This window comes from Rhizobium sp. WW22, from assembly GCF_047041135.1.
GTDB lineage: Bacteria > Pseudomonadota > Alphaproteobacteria > Rhizobiales > Rhizobiaceae > Rhizobium.
In genome coordinates, this window is sequence record NZ_CP178198.1 from 1,484,223 (window position 1) to 1,504,781 (window position 20,559).

Consider the following 20,559-nt stretch of genomic DNA (forward strand, 5'->3'; position numbering starts at 1 on the left):
GCGCCCAACGTCAAACAATAGCGACTTCGCCGCGCTTTCAAGCAAAGCGGCATCGAGAGACCAAGATCATGGCTGAGTTCAAATCCGATTTCCTGCGCACCCTGCAAGAGCGCGGCTTCATTCATCAGATTTCCGATGAAGCCGGCCTCGACGACCTCTTCGCCAAGGAAACCGTGACGGCCTATATCGGCTTCGATCCGACTGCATCGAGCTTGCATGCAGGCTCGCTGATCCAGATCATGATGCTGCACTGGATGCAGGCGACCGGCCATCGGCCAATTTCCCTGATGGGCGGCGGCACCGGCATGGTCGGCGACCCCTCCTTCAAGGAAGAGTCCCGCCAGCTTATGACGATCGACACGATCGAGAACAATATCGCTTCGATCAAGCGCTGCTTCTCGAACTACCTCACCTATGGCGAGGGTCCGAAGGACGCGTTGATGATCAACAATGCCGAATGGCTGCGCTCGCTGAACTATCTCGAATTCCTGCGCGATGTCGGCCGGCATTTTTCCGTCAACCGCATGCTGTCCTTCGACAGCGTGAAGACGAGGCTTGACCGGGAACAGTCGCTGTCGTTCCTCGAATTCAACTACATGATCCTGCAGGCCTACGATTTCGTCGAACTGGCAAAGCGTTACGATTGTCGCCTGCAGATGGGCGGTTCGGATCAGTGGGGCAATATCGTCAATGGCATCGATCTTGGTCACCGCATGGGGACTAAGCAGCTCTTCGCATTGACCTCGCCCCTGTTGACAACCGCGTCCGGCGCCAAGATGGGCAAGTCTGCTACCGGCGCAGTCTGGCTGAACGCCGACCTGCTCTCGGCATATGATTTCTGGCAATACTGGCGCAATACCGAGGATGCAGACGTTTCCCGCTTCCTGAAGCTCTATACGACGCTGCCGATGGATGAGATCGCTCGCCTCTCCGCGCTTGCCGGTTCGGAACTGAACGAAGTCAAGAAGATCCTTGCGACCGAAGTCACCGCAATCCTTCACGGCCGCGCGGCAGCCGAGCAGGCCGCCGAGACCGCCCGCAAGACCTTCGAAGAAGGCGGATTGTCCGAAAACCTGCCGTCGATCGATGTTCCCTCCTCCGAACTCGACGCTGGTATCGGCCTTCTGGCCCTGATCGTGCGTGCCGGCCTTGCCGCCTCTAACGGCGAAGCTCGCCGCCATGTCCAGGGCGGCGCAGTGCGCATCAACGATCAGGCCGTCAGCGACGAGCGCAAGATCATCGGCAGCGGCGAAGTCACCGCCGATGGCGTCATCAAGCTGTCGCTCGGCAAGAAGAAGCATATCCTGATCCGTCCGGCCGCTTGAACGACCGAACGGCCTGAGACCGTATAAGGCCGGCGACTTCTCGCCGGCTTTATTATTTTTGGTCAATCCGAAGCAAGGCACTGTCAATGCTCGCGACTGGTTGGATAATTCATTGCATCCTCATGTCGGATCGCGACCTGCCCACTCGTCCTCTGTTAAGGTTCCAACCTTGGAGGTGGATTATGGATGAATTGCCGGTGATCAAGACAAGGCGCAAGGGCCGAAGCTCTACGCAAAGCATGTTGATTCCCAATGAGGAGATGGTCGCTCGCGCGCTCTGGGCAGCACCTCCGGGTCGATTGTCCGATATTGCGGACGTGAGAAAGGCGCTTGCCAGGCAGTATGGCGCAGATGCCTGCTGCCCTGTCACCGTTCAGCGACATCTGGTGCAGATCAGCCAAAGCGGCGCGGCTCCATTCTGGCGTATCGTCGACCCAGATCGACCATTCGCGCAGCGCATGAGCGGTGGACCGGAGCGCATACGAGAGCGGCTGGCGGAAGAAAAATGATCCACCCTGCCTCAGCTACCGAAAGATGGAGGCCTTAGCGCCGTCCGCCTCAATATTCAAATATCTGCCTGAAAACGCCCGGTGCGATGATCGAGAGAGGATTGATCTGCAGGTTCGATTTCTCGATCGTGCCGGTCAGCCTGAAGGTGATGCCGATCAGGCCGCGATCACTGCCATTGCCCAGGATGAAGCCGACGATCGGAACTTCCGCGAACAGCCGGTTCAGGCCGTAGGCGGGCATGAAGGTTCCCGTCATGTCCATCTTGCCGCTGGCGTCCTTCAGCACGCCCTGGAACGTCGCTCCGACCTGCACACCACGCACCACGCCGTTCTCGACGGAGAGCACCCCATCGCGCATCACCAGCCGCGCAAAGCCGCGCTCGAAGCTCTGCGAACGCGTATCGATATTCTGCTTCACCGCCGAATTCAGGCTCTTGCCGTTCTTCCCGCTCGGCGTCGACACGATGGTCGAGAGTTTCTTGTCATCGATGATGGAGAAGTTGCGGATATCGAGCGAGCCGTCCCAGTCATCCTGCCCGATCGAGCGCAGCGACAGATTGAGCAGCCCACCCTGCAAATGCTTGTAGAGGTCGGTGAAGCGCGCAACGGCGCCTGCATCGCCGCTCGTGATACGGATGACGCCGTTGGCCCCTTTGCTCATCTGGGTGACGAGCGCTTCGCCGCTACGGGTCAAGCCCGAAAAATCCGCAGCCGTCGTCTTGCCGCCCGAGATCGAATAAACGCCTTTGACATTGCCGATCGTCTCGTCATTGAAGCCTATGACCTTGTCGAGATTGGCGCGAACCGTCGCACTCGCCGAACCATCCCCGTTTGAACTCTGCTGGCCGCCCGACGTGGATGCCTTCAGGCGCGCGAGGATCGGTCTTATGTCAGCGGAACTTCCCGATACGGCGACGTCATAGCCGCCGCTTTTGCTCCGCTTAAGCGAAAGCGCGAAATCGTCCAGCGCCGAAAGTTTCACGCTGGTGAAACTCGCCGATGTAAGGCTCCCCTTGCTGATCAGAAGATCGCCGCTGGCGCCGAAGCCATCACCCTTGAGCGTGAAATTCTTGAGCGCCGTCTGGCTGTCCGGGCCGGATGCTTCGAACTGTGCAGTCGCCGCAATGCCGCTGCCCTTCGACCAACCGATCCAAGGAACGGTCAGGGCAGCCTTGCCGAGATCGACCTTCACGCCCTGACGATCGTCATCAATGCGCGTCAGTTCCACTTTGACCGACCCGTCGATCATATCGCGAAGTCCAGGCAGAACGGTGTTGCGCTGCGCATCGGTCAGCGTTGCCGTGATCACCCGGCCGCGCTTGACGGTCGACTTGCTATCGGTGGGCTCGACCATGTCGATCTGGGCGGGAATGCCATCGATCTGAGCCTGGGCTTGCAGATGCACGGATTGCGGATCGGCCGAAATCACGCCAGTCAGATTGTCGATCTTGCGATTGTTCATCGGCTTCAGCAGATCGACATTGTCGAGATCAAGTGTCGCCCGCCACTCCGGCGGAGGCGGCTGCTGATCCTTGATCAACCCTATCCTGGCATCGACCTTGGCGACGATCTTGCCGTTGAAATCCTCCGGCTTGAATTCGGTCCGCTGCAGGACCTCCAGAGGCTTGTAGCTCAGAAGTTCGCCGATGGCGTCGCCGGAGCCTGAAATCGTCAAATCGAGATTGGCCATCAGCGGCTTATCGTAGGTCGCCGGGATCGAAAAGCTGCTGTCGCTCAGCGTGATCGTACGCCCGGTGGAGAAGTAGGAGGTCGCCGAGGCGATATCGACCACCATATTCGGACCGGTCAGATCGAAATGGCCCTTGGTGTCGCGCAATGGCGGGATTTCGCCCGGGACATTCATCCGCGCGCCGTCGATGTCGAAGGCGATATGCAGCTCATTCTTGCCAAGCTGCAGCTTACCGGTCTGTGACGCTTCACGCAGCCGGCCAGCCGGAATGAAAACGGATATGACGGCATTGGTCACCGATCCGCCGAAGAGATTGCCCTCGACCCAGGTTCGAGGTTTCGAGGCCATCCAGAACGGCCATAGCTGCTTGACGGCAGCCGTGTCGAGCTTATCCGCGCGCCCTCCGAAACTGATCTCAGGCGAACTGTCGCCGAGCTTCATATGCAGGGAGCCGAAAAGCGCGCCTTGTGGTGTCGATATGCCGAGATTATCGAACTGGAATTCCTTGGTCGCCGAAAAAAACCGGCCGGTAGCACGACCATCGAAGCTGATTGGCTTCTCTCCTGACAGAGACGAGGCGGCGACCCCATCCTTGATCACGAAGTCGATGCCAAAGCCCTTCCCTGCATTGGCGTCGACGCGGTCGAGATCGATCAGCGCGCCGGAGAACGGCACGGTCGTCCCGAGGAACTGTGCATTGGAGGGGGCAATCTCCAGGGTCTGGTGATCGAAATTGTAGGCCAGGTTGATATTGGCCTGCGTCAGCTCCTGCGGATCATGGTCCATATAGAGGGTGCCGGGCTGAACTTTGACGGTGGCACTCAGCTTCGGATCTACACCCGCCTCTCCTTTGACCGCCGAAAGCGTGATGTCCCCGAAGGTGGTGAAGCCCTGTCGGGGCGTACCATTAGGATCATAGGCCATCGTGAGCGGCCTAAGGTCGAGATTGGATATCCTAGCCGCGAGCGAAGAGCTGCGACCGGCCTCCTTTTGATCCGCCCGCACATCCAGAAGCGCCACGGAACCATTGATCGCCACCTCGCCGTAGAGATGCAGAGAATTCGGTGCGGTGCGCTCGAAGGTCAGATTATCGACGACAAGCGAGATCGTCTCGCCTTCCTGCCGCGCCAGCTTCATGGAGAAGCCGGAAATACGCACGGAATTCGTGCCGCCTCGCTGGACGAAATGTTCGAGAAAGTCGAGATTGTCGAAAGCCGCATTCAGTGCCTTGGGCAAGGCATCAACGCGCAGGGCAGTCAAATCCACCGGGTCGCCTTGCGGCAGCAGCGAGGTATCGAGCGCGATCCCCTCTGCCGCGACACTTGCCACTTCCACCCGGCCTTCGATGAGGGCCAAGGGGTCAAGTTCCATGTTGACGGCCGACATCGTCGACAGATGCTTGCCGCTCTCCTGGTCGACGACATTGACGTCACGGGCCTCCAACGCCAGGCGGAGATCGGAGGTAAATCGGACCACGGTCGCGCCCACCTCTGCCTTGTAACGCGGGCCGATGGCATGATCGAGCGCCGTCTGCGCCTTCTGCGACAGCGGCGCATCGAAGATGCCGCTTTCGATGGTCGCTATGACAGCACCGAGAATGATAGCGAGAAAAGCAAAGAAAACCAGCGTGATACGGCAAACATGCCAGACATGCGAGCGACGACGGCGAACGCGCTCCGGCACATGCACGATCAACGGATCCTCGGCTTGGGCGGACGGCAGATTGTCGAGCGGCACGAGATCCTTTTTGCGGAATGTTATCTTTTCGCCTCGGATCACTCCTGCGCGTGCCTTTCGCTCTCTACAATTTTGTTGGTGACGCTGCGTCCCATTGGACGGCACACGCGAGCAGTATATATGCCTTCCCTCAAGTGTCATCTAAAAAACCGGCAAAAGAAAGGTTTTCCCGTGGCGGAAGTTTTCCCAGTTCAACTCGGCATTGGCGATAAGGCACCGGATTTCGATCTTCCACGCGACGGCGGCGATCGCGTTCGCCTTGCCGATTTTGCCGGAAAGCCGTTGGTGATCTATTTCTACCCCAAGGACGACACCACCGCCTGCACGACGGAATCGATTACCTTCACGGCACTGTCAGCCGATTTCGCAAGGCTCGGCATCGCCCTTCTCGGCGTCTCGCCTGACACGGTGAAAAGCCATGAAAAATTCGTCAAGAAGCATGCGCTTTCCGTGCCGCTTGCTTCAGACGAAGAAAAGACCATGGCAATGGCCTATGGCGTCTGGCGCGAAAAGAGCATGTATGGCCGCACCTATATGGGTGTGGTGCGCTCGACCTTCCTGATCGACGCCGATGGGCGCGTCGCTGCAATATGGGACAAGGTCAAGGTTGCTGGACACGCCGAAACCGTTCTGGCCGCGGCCAAGGAACTCTGAAGGCATGTCCGGCAGTTCCGAAACCATCACGTCGCTACGCGGTGGCGCCATTGCCGCGATCCGTTCGGCCGATCTCGATCGCAAGACCGAGCTTGCCCAGGAATCGGCAAACCGCTGGTTTGCGCGCACCCTGTCGCTGCGTTCGCCGCTCGACGCGCCACTCGCCGATCGGCCTGGCCGGCCGGAAAAGCCGCAGCTGGTGCCGCCGAAAAATATGGAGAAGCGCTCGCTGCACACGCTGAAAGGCCGAATCGCACTCCTGCATGCCATTGCCCATATCGAGCTGAATGCCGTCGATCTGGCGCTCGATATCGTCGCGCGTTTTGCGACAGGACCGGTCCCCAACTCCTTCTTCGATGGCTGGATGCAGGTCGCCTTCGAGGAAGCCAAGCATTTTCGCATGGTGCGGGCTCGCCTGCGCGAACTCGGCGCGGATTATGGCGATCTGCCCGCCCATGACGGCCTCTGGCAGGCTGCCCATGCGACCCGCACCGATCTCACAGCCCGCTTGGCCGTGGTACCACTGATTCTCGAAGCCAGGGGCCTCGACGTGACGCCGGCGCTGCAGGCCAAAATGCGTGAAACCGGCGACCTGGAGAGCGCCGCCATACTCGACGTCATCTACAATGACGAGAAAGGCCATGTCGCCGTCGGCGCCAAATGGTTCCGCTTCCTGTGCGCGCGGGAAAAGCGCGATCCGGCCCGAACCTTCCAGGAGCTGGTGCGCGCCAATTTCCGTGGTTCGCTGAAAGCTCCCTTCAATGACATCGCGCGGGCGGAAGCAGGGCTGACGCCATCCTTCTACCGTTCCCTGACGTCTACAAGCAATGCTTGATATACTAATAACAAGCAGCTTTTCCAGCATCTAATACTGCAAAAGAAAGCATTCGTTAACCATAATGCCGTGTACTCCCCTGGGTGCCAATACGCACCGATTGGGAGATTCTCGGTGACAGCCAAGCCTCAAAACCGGGTTTTCGGCAAGCAACAGCGACATCACACCATTATTCTGGCGAGCGGCGATACCGTGCGCCATATGACCGTGCGCCCGTGGATGGCTGCCGTTACCGTCTGCATGGTCGGGGTCTTCTCGATCGGCTATCTGCTTGCAACCTCCTACCTTGTACTTCGCGACGATCTCATCGGCGCGACGATGGCTCGCCAGGCGCGCATGCAATATGACTATGAAGACCGCATCGCCGCGCTGCGGGCGCAGGTCGACCGTGTTACCTCGCGTCAACTCCTGGATCAGCAGGTCGTGGAGGAGAAGGTCGACAAGCTGATCGAACAGCAGCAGCAACTCTCCTCACGCAGCGGCAAGCTCAGCACTCTTCTCGACCGGGCGGAGAACTCCGGCCTGACCGATAAGAACGCGCATACGGATGCCAACTCTGCCGCGCCAAAGAATGAACATGCCCAGCTGACGTCACCCAAGGCAATCGAAAAGCTTCTCCTGAGCGGCAAGCCGGCTGACGCCACACCCGACAACTCCACGCTTGCCTACGTCCCTGCCCCCGAAACTGTCGCGGACCGCGCCGATCGGGTTTTCTCCAAGGTGACGCTGTCGCTGAAGCATATCGAACAGGATCAATTGTCCCGCATCCGCAATCTCACCGCCGATGCATCCGAAACCGCGACTTCGATCCAGTCGATCATGCAGAATGTCGGCATCAAGGTGCCGAACGAGATCGCGGGCATTGCGCGTGAAGATACGGATAGCGGTGTGGGCGGCCCTTATGTGCCGCCTGAGAATATCGACCAGTTCGAGCGATCCATGGCGGAGCTCGATGCCGCCTTAACACATCTGGAAACAGTGCGGAGCGCAGCCGAAAGCCTGCCCTTCCGCAACCCGGCGCCGGGAAAGCTTATCACCAGCCCTTTTGGCAACCGCAAGGATCCCTTCTTCGGCACGCTGGCTCTCCATACCGGTACCGACTTCCATTTCAGCCCCGGTGAGAAGGTCAAGGCCACCGCCCCCGGCAAGGTGGTTTCGGCGGGCTGGACTGGCGGCTATGGCAACATGGTAGAGATCGACCACGGCGACGGCATCTCCACCCGTTATGGACATATGGAACAGGTGCTCGTCAAAGTCGGCGACAAGGTCAGCGCCGGCGATGCGATCGGTCTTGCGGGCAGCACCGGGCGCTCGACAGGAACGCATCTGCATTATGAAGTGCGCGAGAACGGACATGCCATAGACCCGATGTATTTCATTGGTGCCGGCACGAAACTCGCAAGTTACATCAGCGGATTGGGCGCAATTTAGCTGCCGGAATTGTGACAAACGCGCAACAAAGATGGCACTAATCCAAAAATTGCGTTATGAATGAACTTCAGGCCTGTTGAAGCGCCTGCTTTCCTTGACTTCACGGGTATTTGGTTCTATGTCGCGCTGCATTGCGGCACGCTCCTGTGTGTCGACTCATGGTGTTCGACTGAACCAAGACGGAATTAGATTTCCCTTTGACAACATTTGCTGACCTTGGCCTGAGCCAAAAAGTCCTTTCCGCGGTGACTGACGCGGGCTACACCACACCGACTCCTATCCAGGCCGGTGCAATCCCCTTTGCGCTTCAGCGCCGCGACATCTGCGGCATTGCCCAGACAGGGACCGGCAAGACCGCGTCCTTCGTGCTGCCGATGCTGACGCTGCTCGAAAAGGGACGCGCTCGCGCTCGTATGCCGCGCACGCTCATTCTGGAGCCAACGCGCGAACTCGCGGCACAGGTCGCCGAAAACTTCGAGAAGTACGGCAAGAATCATCGACTGAACATCGCCCTTCTGATCGGCGGCGTTTCCTTCGAAGAGCAGGACCGCAAGCTCGAGCGTGGCGCTGATGTGCTGATCTGCACGCCCGGCCGCCTTCTGGATCATTTCGAACGCGGCAAGCTGCTGATGAGCGCCGTCGAGATCTTCGTCATCGACGAAGCCGACCGCATGCTCGACATGGGTTTCATCCCTGACATCGAGCGCATCGCAAAGCTCATCCCCTTCACGCGCCAGACGCTGTTCTTCTCGGCAACCATGCCGCCGGAAATTCAAAAGCTGGCCGATCGCTTCCTGCAGAACCCGGAGCGCGTCGAAGTCGCCAAGCCGGCATCGACCGCCAAGACTGTGACGCAGCGCTTCGTTGCCTCGCACGGTAAGGATTACGAGAAGCGCGCCACCCTGCGCGATCTTATCCGCGCCCAGACGGATCTGAAGAACGCGATCATCTTCTGCAATCGCAAGAAGGATGTGGCCGATCTCTTCCGCTCGCTCGAACGTCACGGCTTCTCCGTTGGCGCCCTACACGGCGATATGGACCAGCGCTCGCGCACGACGATGTTGCAGAATTTCCGTGATGGACAGATCCAGCTTCTCGTCGCCTCCGACGTCGCAGCTCGGGGTCTCGATCTTCCCGATGTCGGTCACGTCTTCAATTTCGATGTTCCGATCCATTCGGAAGACTATGTCCATCGCATCGGCCGCACCGGTCGCGCCGGTCGTTCCGGCGCTGCATTCACTCTCGTGACGAAGCGCGACACCAAGCATGTCGATGCCATCGAGAAGCTGATCGGCGAAGATGTCCAGTGGCTGAACGGCGATCTTTCGGCTCTTCCGCCGGCTGACGAGAGCGCGGACGACAATCGCTTGTCCCGCCGCCGTGACCAGAAGGGCAAGGGCCGCGATCGAGACCGCAGCCGTGGAGGCCGCAACGCCTCGAGTCATAAATCTGATATCGACGTCGAGGATAATGACGTCGTAGCGATCGAAGCAGCACCAGCAAAGGCCGAAAGCGTGAAGAACGAGCGCAAGTCTGAGAACAACAATAACAGATCCCATAACGGTTCTCGCAACAGCCACCGGCCCTTCCCCGCTGCCAATGACGATCATCGCGAGCGCCGCAACCGTTATCGCGATCAGGATGATGGCCCGACTCCGGTTGGCTTTGGCGACGATATTCCCGCTTTCATGCTCATCGTGGCAAACGCCAAGGCCTGATATATCCAGTTCAGATACGCAGCGAATCGGCTAGCGAGATGCTAGCGTCCAACTTCGGGATCTGAATATTGGGCAAGCCCGGCATCGATTTCCCAGGACTGGGAACCGGTCTCGCAATCTTGCGGGACGGCAAGCTATTGCTCTACCGACGCCTCAAGGCTCCGGAAGCCGGATGCTGGAGTATCGTCGGCGGCAAGGTGGATCATATGGAGCCGGCGGCCAGCGCCGCCGTTCGCGAAGCCGAAGAGGAAAGCGGCCTCTCCATCGGTGAAATCGATTATCTCTGCACTGAGGAAGTCATCATTGAGGCCGATCGGCAGCACTGGATCTCGCTCATCTATATCTGCCGGGACTTTTCCGGCGAACCACGGCTGATGGAACCGGATAAGCTCTCCGATTTCGGCTGGTTCGGCCGAAACGAATTGCCGGCGCAGCTTTCCGAGTTCGCCAAGGCAACCATCGCCCATTTGAGCGCAGAAGACTTTCGCTAAGACCTACTTCTCCGAGCGAAGCGCGGCCTCATAGGCAAGCCGCACCCAACGCGCCATTTCATCCGGATCGTCGAACGCATCGTCGGGTATCGACCAATAGGGCATGTTGACGGCCTTGCCTTTCTTGCCCTCGTAGGCCCAGCGCCGCGCACCTGCCGCTTCGAATTCGGAAGCACTGGTATCGTCCGCCTTCAGAAGGATTTCGTCACCCACTTCCAGCGCCAGGATCCGACCCATATGGTAGATGCCCTTGCCGCCGAACATCCGTTTGATGGCGATCGGCCCGAGCGACTGAAACATCTCCTCGATATCTATATTGTCCATTCGCTACCCCTTCAAAATCCCACCGGCCGCGACAACGGCCTCAGGTGTATCGACATCAAGATGTGCCGCCTCGCCGATCTCGACGTCGACAACCGGAAGACCCGATGTCTCGATAATATGCCGGGCACCCACATCGCCCTCCAGCCGCATTACGGCGTTCAAGACCGACCGAGGCAGGATAACGGGATTGCCGCGCTTGCCGCCCGATACTGCCCGCACGATCGCCTGGCCGTTCGCCTGACGAAAGGCTGAGATCAAGATTTTCAGATCGTCACTTGTAACGCCGGGCATATCGGCCAGCATGACGAGAACGCCATCGGCCCTCTGGGCTGCCCGGGTACCGACGCCTGCAACCAGCGAACTCGCCATGCCCAACGCATAATCCGGATTGAATACCGCCTCGACTGCAAGACCCTTTAGCGCGTCCTGGATTTCCTCTCGGCGATGTCCGGTGACCGCAACGATATGAGATGCGCCGCTTGCAATGGCGATCGATGCCGAACGACGCACCAGCGGCACGCCTTCGAATTCGGCCAGTAGCTTGTGCGAACCACCCTCGCCCATTCGGCTCGCCTTGCCGGCAGCCAGCAGGACGACGGCGACCGATATTTCAGCCGCCGGCTTAGCGGCAATGTCGCGCGGCCGTGGACGTGATTGAATTTCCATGAGCAGCCCTCCAACGCCCATGGCGCTGATATCCTGCGGTGCCGGTCGTTCGCCGGCTAATATGCGGTCCAGCACCCAGTCGAAGCCATTCTCCTTCGGGCTGCGCGCGCATCCCGGCGCCCCGACGACATAGACGTCGCCCACCCTGCCCAGCACCAACAGATTGCCCGGATCGACGGGCATGCCGACCTGAATGACCTCGCCGCCGGCAAGCCGGATTGCCGCCGGAATGACGTCGCCCGCATCGATGACCGCCGACGCCCCGAAAACGATTACCAGTTTCGCAAGCCTGTCCTGCGCGGCGAGAGCGCGACGGATCGCGCCGGCAACATCGGCCGCTCTATGGACAACACGCTCTTCCCGCTGCAGCACGCTGCCCGAAGGCTGCAGCCGCTGCGAAAGGATGCGTGCGGTCTTGTCCATGACCGACGCCTTCAGCAATGGCAGCTCCGTGGCGACAAGCGAAACGGCATGCGGCATGAAGGGCTTGACCTCGAAAACCGGCATCCGGCGGAGAATTTCGACACCAGCAGCGATTTTGGCTCCGGAAACGGCAAGCGGAATGATCTTGAAGGTCGCCACCATGTCGCCGGCTCGCACAGGTACATGGTCTGCAAGACAGGCAAGGGTGATCGCCGGGTCGAGACTGTTGATCCGATCGACCGCCATGCGATCTGCAACGAACAGACCGTCAACGGCGCTGTAAACATTCACCCGCCCTGTCGCCGCTTCAGAGAACGTCAGATGATCGGGCGCGACAGCTCGAGCCAATTGCTCGGCTGCCTCGTCTTCCATGAGATCGCCCGGTTCGATGCGCGCAGCGATAACGCGATCAATTCCGGCAGCGGTGAGTTGCTCTATATCTTCGCCGCCAAGCCGATGTCCCTTGGAAAAACTGCCATTGGTCAGCCGGATTGAATGCGCGAGAACCGCGCCCTCCGCCTCCGCCGTCAAGAACTCACCGAAGATCATGGCGCATTGCCCTTTGGCGACGAGACATCGCGCCCACGAAGCCGGCCGATGATCTCCGCCAGGATGGCAACCGCGATTTCCGCCGGGCTGGCAGCGCCGATGGCAAGCCCGATTGGCGCATGGATGCGGGCGAGCTCGGCGTCGCTCAAGCCTTCCCGCCTCAAGCGTTCCAGGCGACCGGCATGCGTCTTGCGGCTACCGAGCGCACCAATATAAAAACAGTTCGTCTTCAACGCCTGAATAATCGGCTCGTCGTCGATCTTCGGATCATGGGTTACCGCCACCAGCGCCATATAGCTGTCGAGCGGCCGCTCTTTCAGCGTATCCACGGGCCAGTCGGCGATGAGATCGATGCCCTCGAAGCGCTCCGGCGTTGCAAAGGCGGTGCGCGGATCGATGATCGTCACATCGAAGTCGGCAAGGGCCGCCATCCGCGCGAGAATCTGGCTGATATGCACAGCGCCGATGATAACGATGCGCGGCGGTGGCAGATGCACGTTGAAGAACAGGCTCTGCCCATCGATATCAAGTGCTGCGGACTTGCCCGAACGAAATGCCGTCGAAGCGGCATCCGCGAATGCACCTTCCAGCGCATCGCCTTCGACGATAAGCCGATCGGGGCCTCCGGAGAGATCGGTGACGAGGATCGCCGCGTGCCGCTTGCGCCGCATCTCGTTCAGCCGCGCCAGTATCTGCCGGTCCATCAGCCGAGCCTTTCGACATAGACGCGGATGCGGCCGCCGCAGGAAAGGCCGACCCGCCAAGCTGTTTCATCGGCGACGCCGAATTCCAGCATGCGCGACTTGCCCGTTTCGATCACGTCGAGTGCCTCTGTGATGACGGCACCTTCGACACAGCCGCCGGAAACGGACCCATGGAAATTTCCCTCGCCATCGATAACGAGATGGCTACCGGACGGGCGTGGCGCCGAACCCCAGGTATCGACAACGGTCGCCATGGCCACGTTGCGGCCTGCCGACACCCATTCCTCCGCGATCACGAGCGGATCCAGACTTTCGGATATATCTGACATCGGAGCCTCATTGCTTGCCGAAAAACCGCCTGGGATCATAAGTGTCCGAGCGGCCGGCGGTGAGAGCCGATACGAGATCGGCCAGAGATAATAGATTGTGAACGGGACGGAATTCGTCAACATGCGGGAGCATTGCTTTTACACCGCGGGCCCGAGCCTCGAAACCCTCGAAGCGCAGAAGCGGATTGAGCCAGATCAGCCGCCGACAGGAGCGATGCAGGCGATCCATCTCCGCACTGAGCAATTCCACGCCTTCGCGCTCCAGCCCATCGGTGATCAACAGCACGATCGCGCCCTGCCCCAGCACGCGGCGCGCCCATAGCCTGTTGAACTCCTTCAGCGTCTCGCCGATCCGCGTTCCACCCGACCAGTCGCGCACCGCCGCCGCACATTCGTCCAGTGCCTGATCCGGGTCCTTGTGGCGCATTGCCCGCGTCACGTTGGTCAGGCGCGTTCCGAACAGGAATGTATGAACACGCCGCCGCCGCTCGGTCAGCACGTGCAGGAAATGCAGGAAGATACGCGTGTACTGGCTCATCGAGCCTGAGATATCGGCCAGCACGACCAGCGGCGGCTGAATTTCCTTCGGCCGTCGAAAGCGTGGCAGGATCAACGCTCCGCCCGTCCGTAGCGCCAAGCGCATCGTCGCGCGTGGATCGACCTTGGCCGCTGTGCGTGACGGTGCGAAGCGGCGCGTGCGCACGCGGTCCAGCGGCAGCTGCAGCTTCCCCAGCTCCTTCTTGGCGACGGCAATCTCCGCCGCCGACATCTGGGCGAAATCCAGATGACGCAGTACCTCACTGCCGGAGCTGGTAAATCGCGAATCTATTTCGATATCAGGCGCCTCGCGCTGCGGACGTCGTTCGTCACGGTCACTGAGCAAGGCATCGCTTGCCCGGCTCTCGCCCGGCTTCGGTTTTTCCTTTTGCCGGTGGTCGGGTGCAACGGGCAACATCATCGCAATCATCTTGGCGACGAGATCGCGCGAGCGCCAGAAAAGCCGGAACGCCTCGTCAAAGACGGCAAGATCTTCATGCCGCTTGACGAAGACGGAGCAGAGGGCGGCGTGAAATTCCTCGCGGGAACCGATGCCGATAGCCTCGACCGCTTCTATGGCGTCAGCAATCGCCCCCGGTCCGATCTTTAGCCCGGCCTTGCGCAACGCCCGGCCGAACAGCACGATATTATCGGCAAGACGCCCTTCACCGGGCGGTGACGGGGCAACAATGATGCCATCCTGCGCGCCCGGCTCCATGGCTCATCCCGCCAGCAGTTCGGATTTGACTTCATCCAACACACGCTTGCCCTCGGCGCCCTGAATACGAGCGATATCGTCCTGATATTTCAGCAAAGTGCCGAGCGTATCCGATACCGTCTCCGGATCGAGAGCCAGCCGATCAAGTTCAGTCAGGGCCGTCGCCCAGTCGATCGTCTCGGCGACGCCCGGGTTCTTGAAAAGGTCGAGCGTGCGCAGCCTCTGCACATAGGCGACGATCTGGCGCGACAGCACTTCATTGCAGCCGGGCACCTTACGGCGGATGATCTCAAGCTCCTGCTCGGCCTCGGGATAATCGACCCAGTGATAGAGACAGCGCCGTTTCAAGGCGTCATGGACTTCGCGCGTCCGGTTAGTGGTGATGATGACGATGGGCGGTTCGGCGGCCCGGATGGTTCCGAGTTCCGGCACCGTCACCTGAAAATCGGACAACACCTCCAGCAGGAAGGCCTCGAAAGCCTCGTCGGTGCGATCAAGCTCGTCGATCAGGAAGACTGGCGCCCGACCGCCGACACCGGACAGTGCCTGCAATACCGGCCGGCGGATCAGATAGCGCTCGGAAAAGATATCGGCCTCGATACGGTCCCGGTCGGTAAGGCCGGACGCTTCAGCGAGGCGAATTTCCAGCATCTGCGCCGGATAGTTCCATTCATAGACGGCCGAGGAAACATCCAGTCCTTCATAGCATTGCAGCCGGATGAGCGGCCGGTCGAGCGCCTTCGCCAGAACCTTGGCGATCTCGGTTTTGCCGACGCCGGCCTCGCCCTCCAGAAAGAGCGGCCGCTTCATCTTCAATGCGAGAAACAAAACGGTGCCGAGCGCGCGTCCGGCCAGATAGTCATGAGCGCCGAGCAACGCCATCGTCTCATCGATCGAACTCGGCAGCGAAGGTAATGTCTGATCCGCCATGATAACTCCCTTGCAGGGGTTATAGCGTGTGATAGCCCCGGTTCATATAGAGGAGTGCCGGCTTCGGTTCGCTGTAGCGTATGGCCATCACTTCGCCGAAGATGATGTTGTGCGTGGAGGCCTGCTTGATCTCGAGCACGCGGCAATCGAAGGCCGCGAGCGCATCGGCAAGCACCGGCGCGCCCGTGACCAGCGTCTCGAACCTGCCGGCAGCGAAACGTTCATCGACGGTCAGTTGTGTCTTCCCGGAAAAGGCGTCGGCCAGGGCTTGATGATCCGCGCCGAGCGTATTCATGGCGAAGATGCCGCTTTTGAAAAAGATCTCGTTCTTGGCATTGCTGTTGTTGAGGCAGATCAGAACCGTCGCCGGGCTATCCGACACCGAGCACGCGGCTGTAATCGTCACGCCACGTCGCTCCGCACCGAGCGCCGTCGTCACCAGTTGCACATGCCCCGCAAAACGGCTCATGGCATCGCGATAAAGCGCCGGGTCCATACGTTGCCTGTCTAGCACCACCGTCTCCCTTTGTTGAGGCGTGCTTGCCTGCCATTCAATATGACGATCAGATGTTAGCTTTTCTACAATAGCATTATTGAAAACAGAGTGATTTTGCTGCTTTTTCTTTGACGATGCCCTGCAGACGGATAAATAGGGCAGGAAAATTGTCCGGGATACTCCATCGATGAACGTTCTGCGCCGCCTTCCGCTCCTGTTTGCGCTGCTTTCGGCAGCCGGCAGCAGCTATGCCGCAGGAATTCACATCGGCGTCGTGGCACCGCAGGAGGGTAATTTCGCGGCGCTCGGGGCAGAGATAATAGCCGGCGCAAATTTCCAGATCCAGGCGCAACAGGATACGGCAACTGTCGTCAACGAGCCTTGTACGGAGGATGGCGGCCGAGCCGCCGCTGAAGCGCTGGTGGCTGCCAATGCACAAGTCGCAATTGGTTTTCTCTGCACGGAGACCCTGGAGGGCGCGCTGCCGCGTCTCAAGGATGCCGGCATTCCCGTCATCACCGTTTCCGTTCGCTCGCGCATTCTCATGGAAGATGCGTTGAAGAACGGCTGGCCCCTGTTTCGCCTCGCGCCGGTCGATAGTGCGGAGGCGGCCGTGGCCATCGATACCATTCTGAAGAATTGGGCTGCAGAGCCGATGGCACTGATCGATGACGGCACGATACACGGCCGCGAACTGGTCGGCGCGATCCGCAACGCGCTAGAGGAAAAAGGTCTGAAGCCCGTTTTCACCGATACGTACCGTCCCGGCCAAGACCAGCAGATCGCCCTCGTGCGACGACTGAAGAAGGCAGGCGCAACACGCGTCTTCGTCGGCGGCGACCGCAGCGATGTCGCCGTGATCGCCCGCGACGCCAAGAGCGAGAACATCCCGCTGGTCCTGATGGGCGGCGACGCCATGCGCGCCGCGGACCAGCCCCTGCCCCTGCTGGAGAGTGTGCAGGCAATTGCGCTGCCCGACTATGCCAGCCTGCCGGCAGCCCAGCCCACTGTGCAGGCGATGCGCGCAGGTGGCATCGAACCTGACGGATATACCCTACCGGCCGCAGCAGCGGCTCAGATTGCCAGCCAGGCAGCCGACGGCGCCAAGACGGACAGTAAACCCATTGCCGAAAAGCTCGTCGGAACGGTTTTCCAGACAATGATCGGCCCGATCTCATTTGGACAAAACCACGAATTGACCGAAAACCCCTATCGCCTGCTGGAATGGCGGGGCAATGCCTTCGTGCCGGTGACGCCATCGAACTGATGGCAAGCCGCTCTGGCGGTTGTTTGCCCGTTGCAGCGGTGGTAATCCAGGCGCGAAATAATCAGTTGGAGCTCAGCCACCCATGACCTTGCCGATCCGTATTGCCCCTTCCATTCTCGCCGCCGACTTCGCCAAGCTCGGGCAGGAAGTCAAGGATGTGACCGAAGCTGGCGCCGACTGGATCCATCTCGATGTCATGGACGGCCATTTCGTGCCGAACATCTCCTTCGGCGCCGATGTCATCAAGGCATTGCGTCCGTACACCACCGCTACCTTCGACTGCCATCTGATGATCTCGCCGGCCGATCCCTATCTGGAAGCCTTCGCCAAGGCTGGTTGCGACCGTATCACGGTCCATGCCGAAGCTGGCGTGCATCTGCACCGCTCGCTGCAGACGATCCGCCATCTCGGCAAGAAGGTCGGCGTCACCCTCAATCCGGCAACGCCGCTTTCCGTGCTGGAAAACGTCCTCGATGATATCGACCTGATCTTGATCATGTCGGTCAATCCGGGCTTTGGCGGCCAGAAGTTCATCCCTGCCATGGCTGATAAAATCCGCAGCGCCAAGTCCCTGATCGGTGACCGCCCGATCGAATTGGAAGTCGATGGCGGCGTCTCGGTTGAAACAGCCCCTCTGATCACCGCTTCCGGCGCCAATGTGCTCGTTGCCGGCTCGGCGATCTTCAAGGGCGAATCGGTCGACGCCTACCGTCAGACGGTAGGCGATCTCAGGGCGGCCGCCGAGCGAGGCCGCGTTGGATCAAACTAATCCGACCAATGTTCTAATAGCGACGGGCCGGGCACGGACCGTCGCTATGCATTGCTTGGAAATCTTCGCTGGCGCGATCGGCTGGGGCGCGGCCACGGCCGCCTCGGCACTTGTTACCCTCTATTTTCGCAATGGCCTACTGACCAGCCACATCACCGCCCTTACGCTCATCTACTTCTTCGGCGGCGCCCTCGCCTGGTCCATCCTTGTGCCGCCCACCCGGCGTTTTGCCCGTCAGCGGCCGACCAGCGCGCGTTTTGCCGCCTTCTTTCTGGCCCTCTCCATCGGCACCGCAGCGATGACGGCCTTCCTTTTCGCCATGGACTATCGCTGGTTCTATTCGCGCTGGCATGCACCATTCGGTTCGCTCATCTGGATCTTCCAGTTCCTGTTCACCGGCGCCAGCGCCGTCTACCAGTTCGCCGTCCTCGGCCTCGCCCTGTTTTTGCCGCTCGGCCTGCTATGCCTGATCGTTGTTTCGGCCTATCTTGCGCGGCAGAGAGATTGAGGCCCTGAAACATTGTGCCCATGAAACATTGTGATTGCCGCCCGTCTTTGTTATGGGGGCGCCGAGTTCTCCCTTTCCGTCAGCCAAGAAAGCTTTGAGCCTATGATCCCGCGCTACTCCCGACCGGAAATGGTCGCCATCTGGTCTCCTGAAACCAAGTTCCGTATCTGGTTCGAGATCGAGGCCCATGCCTGTGACGCACTGGCCGCGCTCGGCGTCATCCCGAAGTCGGCAGCGGATACCATCTGGGAAAAGGGCGGCAAGGCCACGTTCGACGTCGCCCGCATCGATGAGATCGAAGCCGTTACCAAGCACGACGTCATCGCCTTCCTGACGCATCTGGCCGAAATCGTCGGGCCGGACGCCCGTTTCGTGCACCAGGGCATGACCTCCTCCGACGTTCTCGATACGTGCTTCAACGTCCAGCTCGTGCGCGCCAGCGACCTGCTGCTCGCCGATATCGACAAGCTGCTGGAAGCCCTGAAGCGTCGTGCCTTCGAGCATAAGGACACCGTCACCATCGGCCGCTCGCACGGCATCCATGCCGAACCCACGACCTTCGGCGTCAAGCTGGCGCTCGCCTATGCCGAATTCGAGCGCTGCAAGCAGCGCCTGATCGCCGCCCGCGAGGAAGTCGCAACCTGCGCGATCTCCGGCGCCGTCGGCACCTTCGCCAACATCGACCCGCGCGTCGAGGAGCATGTCGCAGCCGCGCTCGGGCTGAAGCCGGAGCCGGTTTCGACCCAGGTCATCCCGCGCGATCGTCACGCTATGTTCTTCGCGACACTCGGCGTCGTCGCCTCCTCGATCGAGCGTCTCGCCACCGAAATCCGCCATCTGCAGCGCACGGAAGTCCTGGAAGCCGAAGAATATTTCTCGCCGGGCCAGAAGGGCTCCTCCGCCATGCCGCACAAGCGCAATCCGGTCCTGACGGAAAACCTGACGGGCCTCGCCCGCATGGTCCGCTCCTATTCGATCCCGGCCATGGAAAATGTTGCTCTCTGGCATGAGCGCGATATCTCGCACTCCTCCGTCGAACGCATGATCGGCCCCGACGCGACCGTCACGCTCGATTTCGCGCTGGCCCGCATCACCAGCGTCATCGACAAACTGCTCGTCTATCCGGACAATATGATGAAGAATCTGAACAAGTTCCGCGGGCTTGTTCATTCGCAGCGCGTGCTGCTGGCGCTAACCCAGGCCGGCGTCTCCCGCGAAGATTCCTATCGCCTGGTCCAGCGCAACGCCATGAAGGTTTGGGAGGAAGGCAAGGACTTCCTCGAGGAATTGCTGGCCGACCAGGAAGTGCGTGCGGCTCTCTCGGAAGCAGATATCCGCGAAAAATTCGACCTTGGCTATCACACCAAGCATGTCGACACGATCTTCAAGCGGGTTTTCGGCTAGAGTTTTCCGTTTCCGATTTTGCTTTGCTTGAGGCGGCGCGGCTGACGCGCCGCCTCTTTCTGTTGTTGGCGGATGTGGCCGCGATAGCGCGGTCATGCTCGATGCTCTCGCCAGCCTTGTCCTGATGTTGTTCAGGTTCGCGCTTTGCCGCCTTTTCGACCAGCAGGTCGAGGTGCTTCAAATCCTCTTCGTCAAGATTCTCGATCCCGACAAAGCGGTTCTCGGCCGCGCTCGTCAGGATGAGTTCGTTGAGCTTGGCCTGGATGGCCCGCGTATCGCGCGTCTGTGCATTCTGGAGCAGAAAAACCATCAGGAAGGTGACGATCGTCGTACTGGTGTTGATGACCAGCTGCCATGTGTCGGAGTAACCGAAGATTGGCCCGGTGGCTCCCCAAAGAACCACCGAAAGCAGCGCCAGCACGAAAATGACCGGCTTGCCAGTCCATTCCGAAACCACGACTGCGAAACGGGTGAAAATATGGGTAAGTCGCGCCATGATCCGCATCTCCTTGTAATGCGGATCAACGTGAAAACCGCCCCGCGGT

General features: G+C 60.1%; 20 protein-coding genes. 11 read left to right on the forward strand and 9 right to left on the reverse strand.

What is annotated here, in order from left to right; genetic code table 11:
• Positions 1 to 68: 68 nt before the first annotated feature.
• Together tyrS and ACK83U_RS07470 are read left to right on the forward strand one after the other, a co-directional pair.
• Positions 69 to 1,325: a tyrosine--tRNA ligase gene (tyrS, locus tag ACK83U_RS07465; protein ID WP_112606450.1), complete on the forward strand. Its 1,257-nt coding sequence runs from the start codon at positions 69 to 71 to the stop codon at positions 1,323 to 1,325.
• Between the two features lie 182 nt (positions 1,326 to 1,507).
• On the forward strand, positions 1,508 to 1,834 hold the full coding sequence (locus ACK83U_RS07470) for a hypothetical protein (RefSeq protein ID WP_112606448.1): 327 nt from the start codon (positions 1,508 to 1,510) through the stop codon (positions 1,832 to 1,834).
• 49 nt (positions 1,835 to 1,883) lie between these two features.
• Here the strand turns inward: ACK83U_RS07470 and ACK83U_RS07475 are convergent, their stop codons facing one another.
• Positions 1,884 to 5,303, reverse strand: a complete 3,420-nt coding sequence (locus ACK83U_RS07475; protein ID WP_112606446.1) for a DUF3971 domain-containing protein — start codon at positions 5,301 to 5,303, stop codon at positions 1,884 to 1,886.
• 129 nt (positions 5,304 to 5,432) lie between these two features.
• Here ACK83U_RS07475 and ACK83U_RS07480 point away from each other — a divergent pair, with 129 nt between their 5' ends.
• The 5 genes from ACK83U_RS07480 (at position 5,433) to ACK83U_RS07500 (ending at position 10,390) form a co-directional block, all read left to right on the forward strand.
• Entirely contained in the window at positions 5,433 to 5,915 is a 483-nt protein-coding gene (locus tag ACK83U_RS07480) for a peroxiredoxin family protein (RefSeq protein ID WP_112606444.1), read from the forward strand.
• Between the two features lie 4 nt (positions 5,916 to 5,919).
• Complete coding sequence (locus ACK83U_RS07485) at positions 5,920 to 6,750, forward strand: ferritin-like domain-containing protein (protein WP_112606442.1); 831 nt, start codon at positions 5,920 to 5,922, stop codon at positions 6,748 to 6,750.
• Positions 6,751 to 6,864: 114 nt separating this feature from the next.
• Entirely contained in the window at positions 6,865 to 8,181 is a 1,317-nt protein-coding gene (locus tag ACK83U_RS07490; protein WP_112606440.1) for a peptidoglycan DD-metalloendopeptidase family protein, read from the forward strand.
• Positions 8,182 to 8,378: 197 nt separating this feature from the next.
• Positions 8,379 to 9,899: a DEAD/DEAH box helicase gene (locus tag ACK83U_RS07495; protein WP_112606438.1), complete on the forward strand. Its 1,521-nt coding sequence runs from the start codon at positions 8,379 to 8,381 to the stop codon at positions 9,897 to 9,899.
• A 68-nt stretch (positions 9,900 to 9,967) separates the two neighbouring features.
• Positions 9,968 to 10,390, forward strand: a complete 423-nt coding sequence (locus ACK83U_RS07500; RefSeq protein WP_112606437.1) for an NUDIX domain-containing protein — start codon at positions 9,968 to 9,970, stop codon at positions 10,388 to 10,390.
• Between the two features lie 3 nt (positions 10,391 to 10,393).
• Here ACK83U_RS07500 and ACK83U_RS07505 read toward each other — a convergent pair whose 3' ends face one another.
• The 7 genes from ACK83U_RS07505 to ACK83U_RS07535 are packed head-to-tail and all read right to left on the reverse strand — an operon-like array spanning position 10,394 to position 16,066.
• Positions 10,394 to 10,714 (reverse strand): TfoX/Sxy family protein, encoded by a 321-nt coding sequence (locus tag ACK83U_RS07505; RefSeq protein ID WP_112606435.1) that lies wholly within the window; start codon positions 10,712 to 10,714, stop codon positions 10,394 to 10,396.
• A gap of 3 nt (positions 10,715 to 10,717) precedes the next feature.
• Positions 10,718 to 12,352: a molybdopterin-binding/glycosyltransferase family 2 protein gene (locus tag ACK83U_RS07510; protein WP_112606433.1), complete on the reverse strand. Its 1,635-nt coding sequence runs from the start codon at positions 12,350 to 12,352 to the stop codon at positions 10,718 to 10,720.
• A complete protein-coding gene (locus ACK83U_RS07515) occupies positions 12,349 to 13,056 on the reverse strand; it encodes an XdhC family protein (RefSeq protein ID WP_112606431.1) in 708 nt (235 codons plus the stop codon). Before ACK83U_RS07515 ends, ACK83U_RS07510 begins: the two co-directional genes overlap by 4 nt.
• Positions 13,056 to 13,385: an XdhC family protein gene (locus ACK83U_RS07520; RefSeq protein WP_015340028.1), complete on the reverse strand. Its 330-nt coding sequence runs from the start codon at positions 13,383 to 13,385 to the stop codon at positions 13,056 to 13,058. The genes ACK83U_RS07515 and ACK83U_RS07520 overlap by 1 nt, the downstream gene beginning before the upstream one ends.
• A gap of 7 nt (positions 13,386 to 13,392) precedes the next feature.
• Entirely contained in the window at positions 13,393 to 14,640 is a 1,248-nt protein-coding gene (locus ACK83U_RS07525; protein WP_112606429.1) for a vWA domain-containing protein, read from the reverse strand.
• A 3-nt stretch (positions 14,641 to 14,643) separates the two neighbouring features.
• Positions 14,644 to 15,570 carry an AAA family ATPase gene (locus ACK83U_RS07530; RefSeq protein ID WP_112606427.1) on the reverse strand — a complete coding sequence of 309 codons (927 nt, stop codon included), beginning with the start codon at positions 15,568 to 15,570 and terminating at the stop codon, positions 14,644 to 14,646.
• Between the two features lie 19 nt (positions 15,571 to 15,589).
• Positions 15,590 to 16,066: a flavin reductase gene (locus tag ACK83U_RS07535; protein ID WP_412474838.1), complete on the reverse strand. Its 477-nt coding sequence runs from the start codon at positions 16,064 to 16,066 to the stop codon at positions 15,590 to 15,592.
• Positions 16,067 to 16,253: 187 nt separating this feature from the next.
• Here ACK83U_RS07535 and ACK83U_RS07540 point away from each other — a divergent pair, with 187 nt between their 5' ends.
• From ACK83U_RS07540 to purB, 4 genes are all read left to right on the forward strand, one after another.
• Positions 16,254 to 17,333 carry an ABC transporter substrate-binding protein gene (locus tag ACK83U_RS07540; protein WP_112606423.1) on the forward strand — a complete coding sequence of 360 codons (1,080 nt, stop codon included), beginning with the start codon at positions 16,254 to 16,256 and terminating at the stop codon, positions 17,331 to 17,333.
• 82 nt (positions 17,334 to 17,415) lie between these two features.
• Positions 17,416 to 18,102: a ribulose-phosphate 3-epimerase gene (rpe, locus tag ACK83U_RS07545; protein WP_112334753.1), complete on the forward strand. Its 687-nt coding sequence runs from the start codon at positions 17,416 to 17,418 to the stop codon at positions 18,100 to 18,102.
• 46 nt (positions 18,103 to 18,148) lie between these two features.
• Positions 18,149 to 18,610 carry a hypothetical protein gene (locus tag ACK83U_RS07550; RefSeq protein ID WP_112606421.1) on the forward strand — a complete coding sequence of 154 codons (462 nt, stop codon included), beginning with the start codon at positions 18,149 to 18,151 and terminating at the stop codon, positions 18,608 to 18,610.
• Between the two features lie 102 nt (positions 18,611 to 18,712).
• On the forward strand, positions 18,713 to 20,014 hold the full coding sequence (gene purB, locus ACK83U_RS07555; RefSeq protein ID WP_112420492.1) for an adenylosuccinate lyase: 1,302 nt from the start codon (positions 18,713 to 18,715) through the stop codon (positions 20,012 to 20,014).
• Here purB and ACK83U_RS07560 read toward each other — a convergent pair.
• Positions 19,995 to 20,510, reverse strand: coding sequence for a low affinity iron permease family protein (locus ACK83U_RS07560; protein WP_112606419.1), 516 nt, complete (start codon positions 20,508 to 20,510; stop codon positions 19,995 to 19,997). The genes purB and ACK83U_RS07560 overlap by 20 nt on opposite strands.
• Positions 20,511 to 20,559 lie beyond the last annotated feature (49 nt).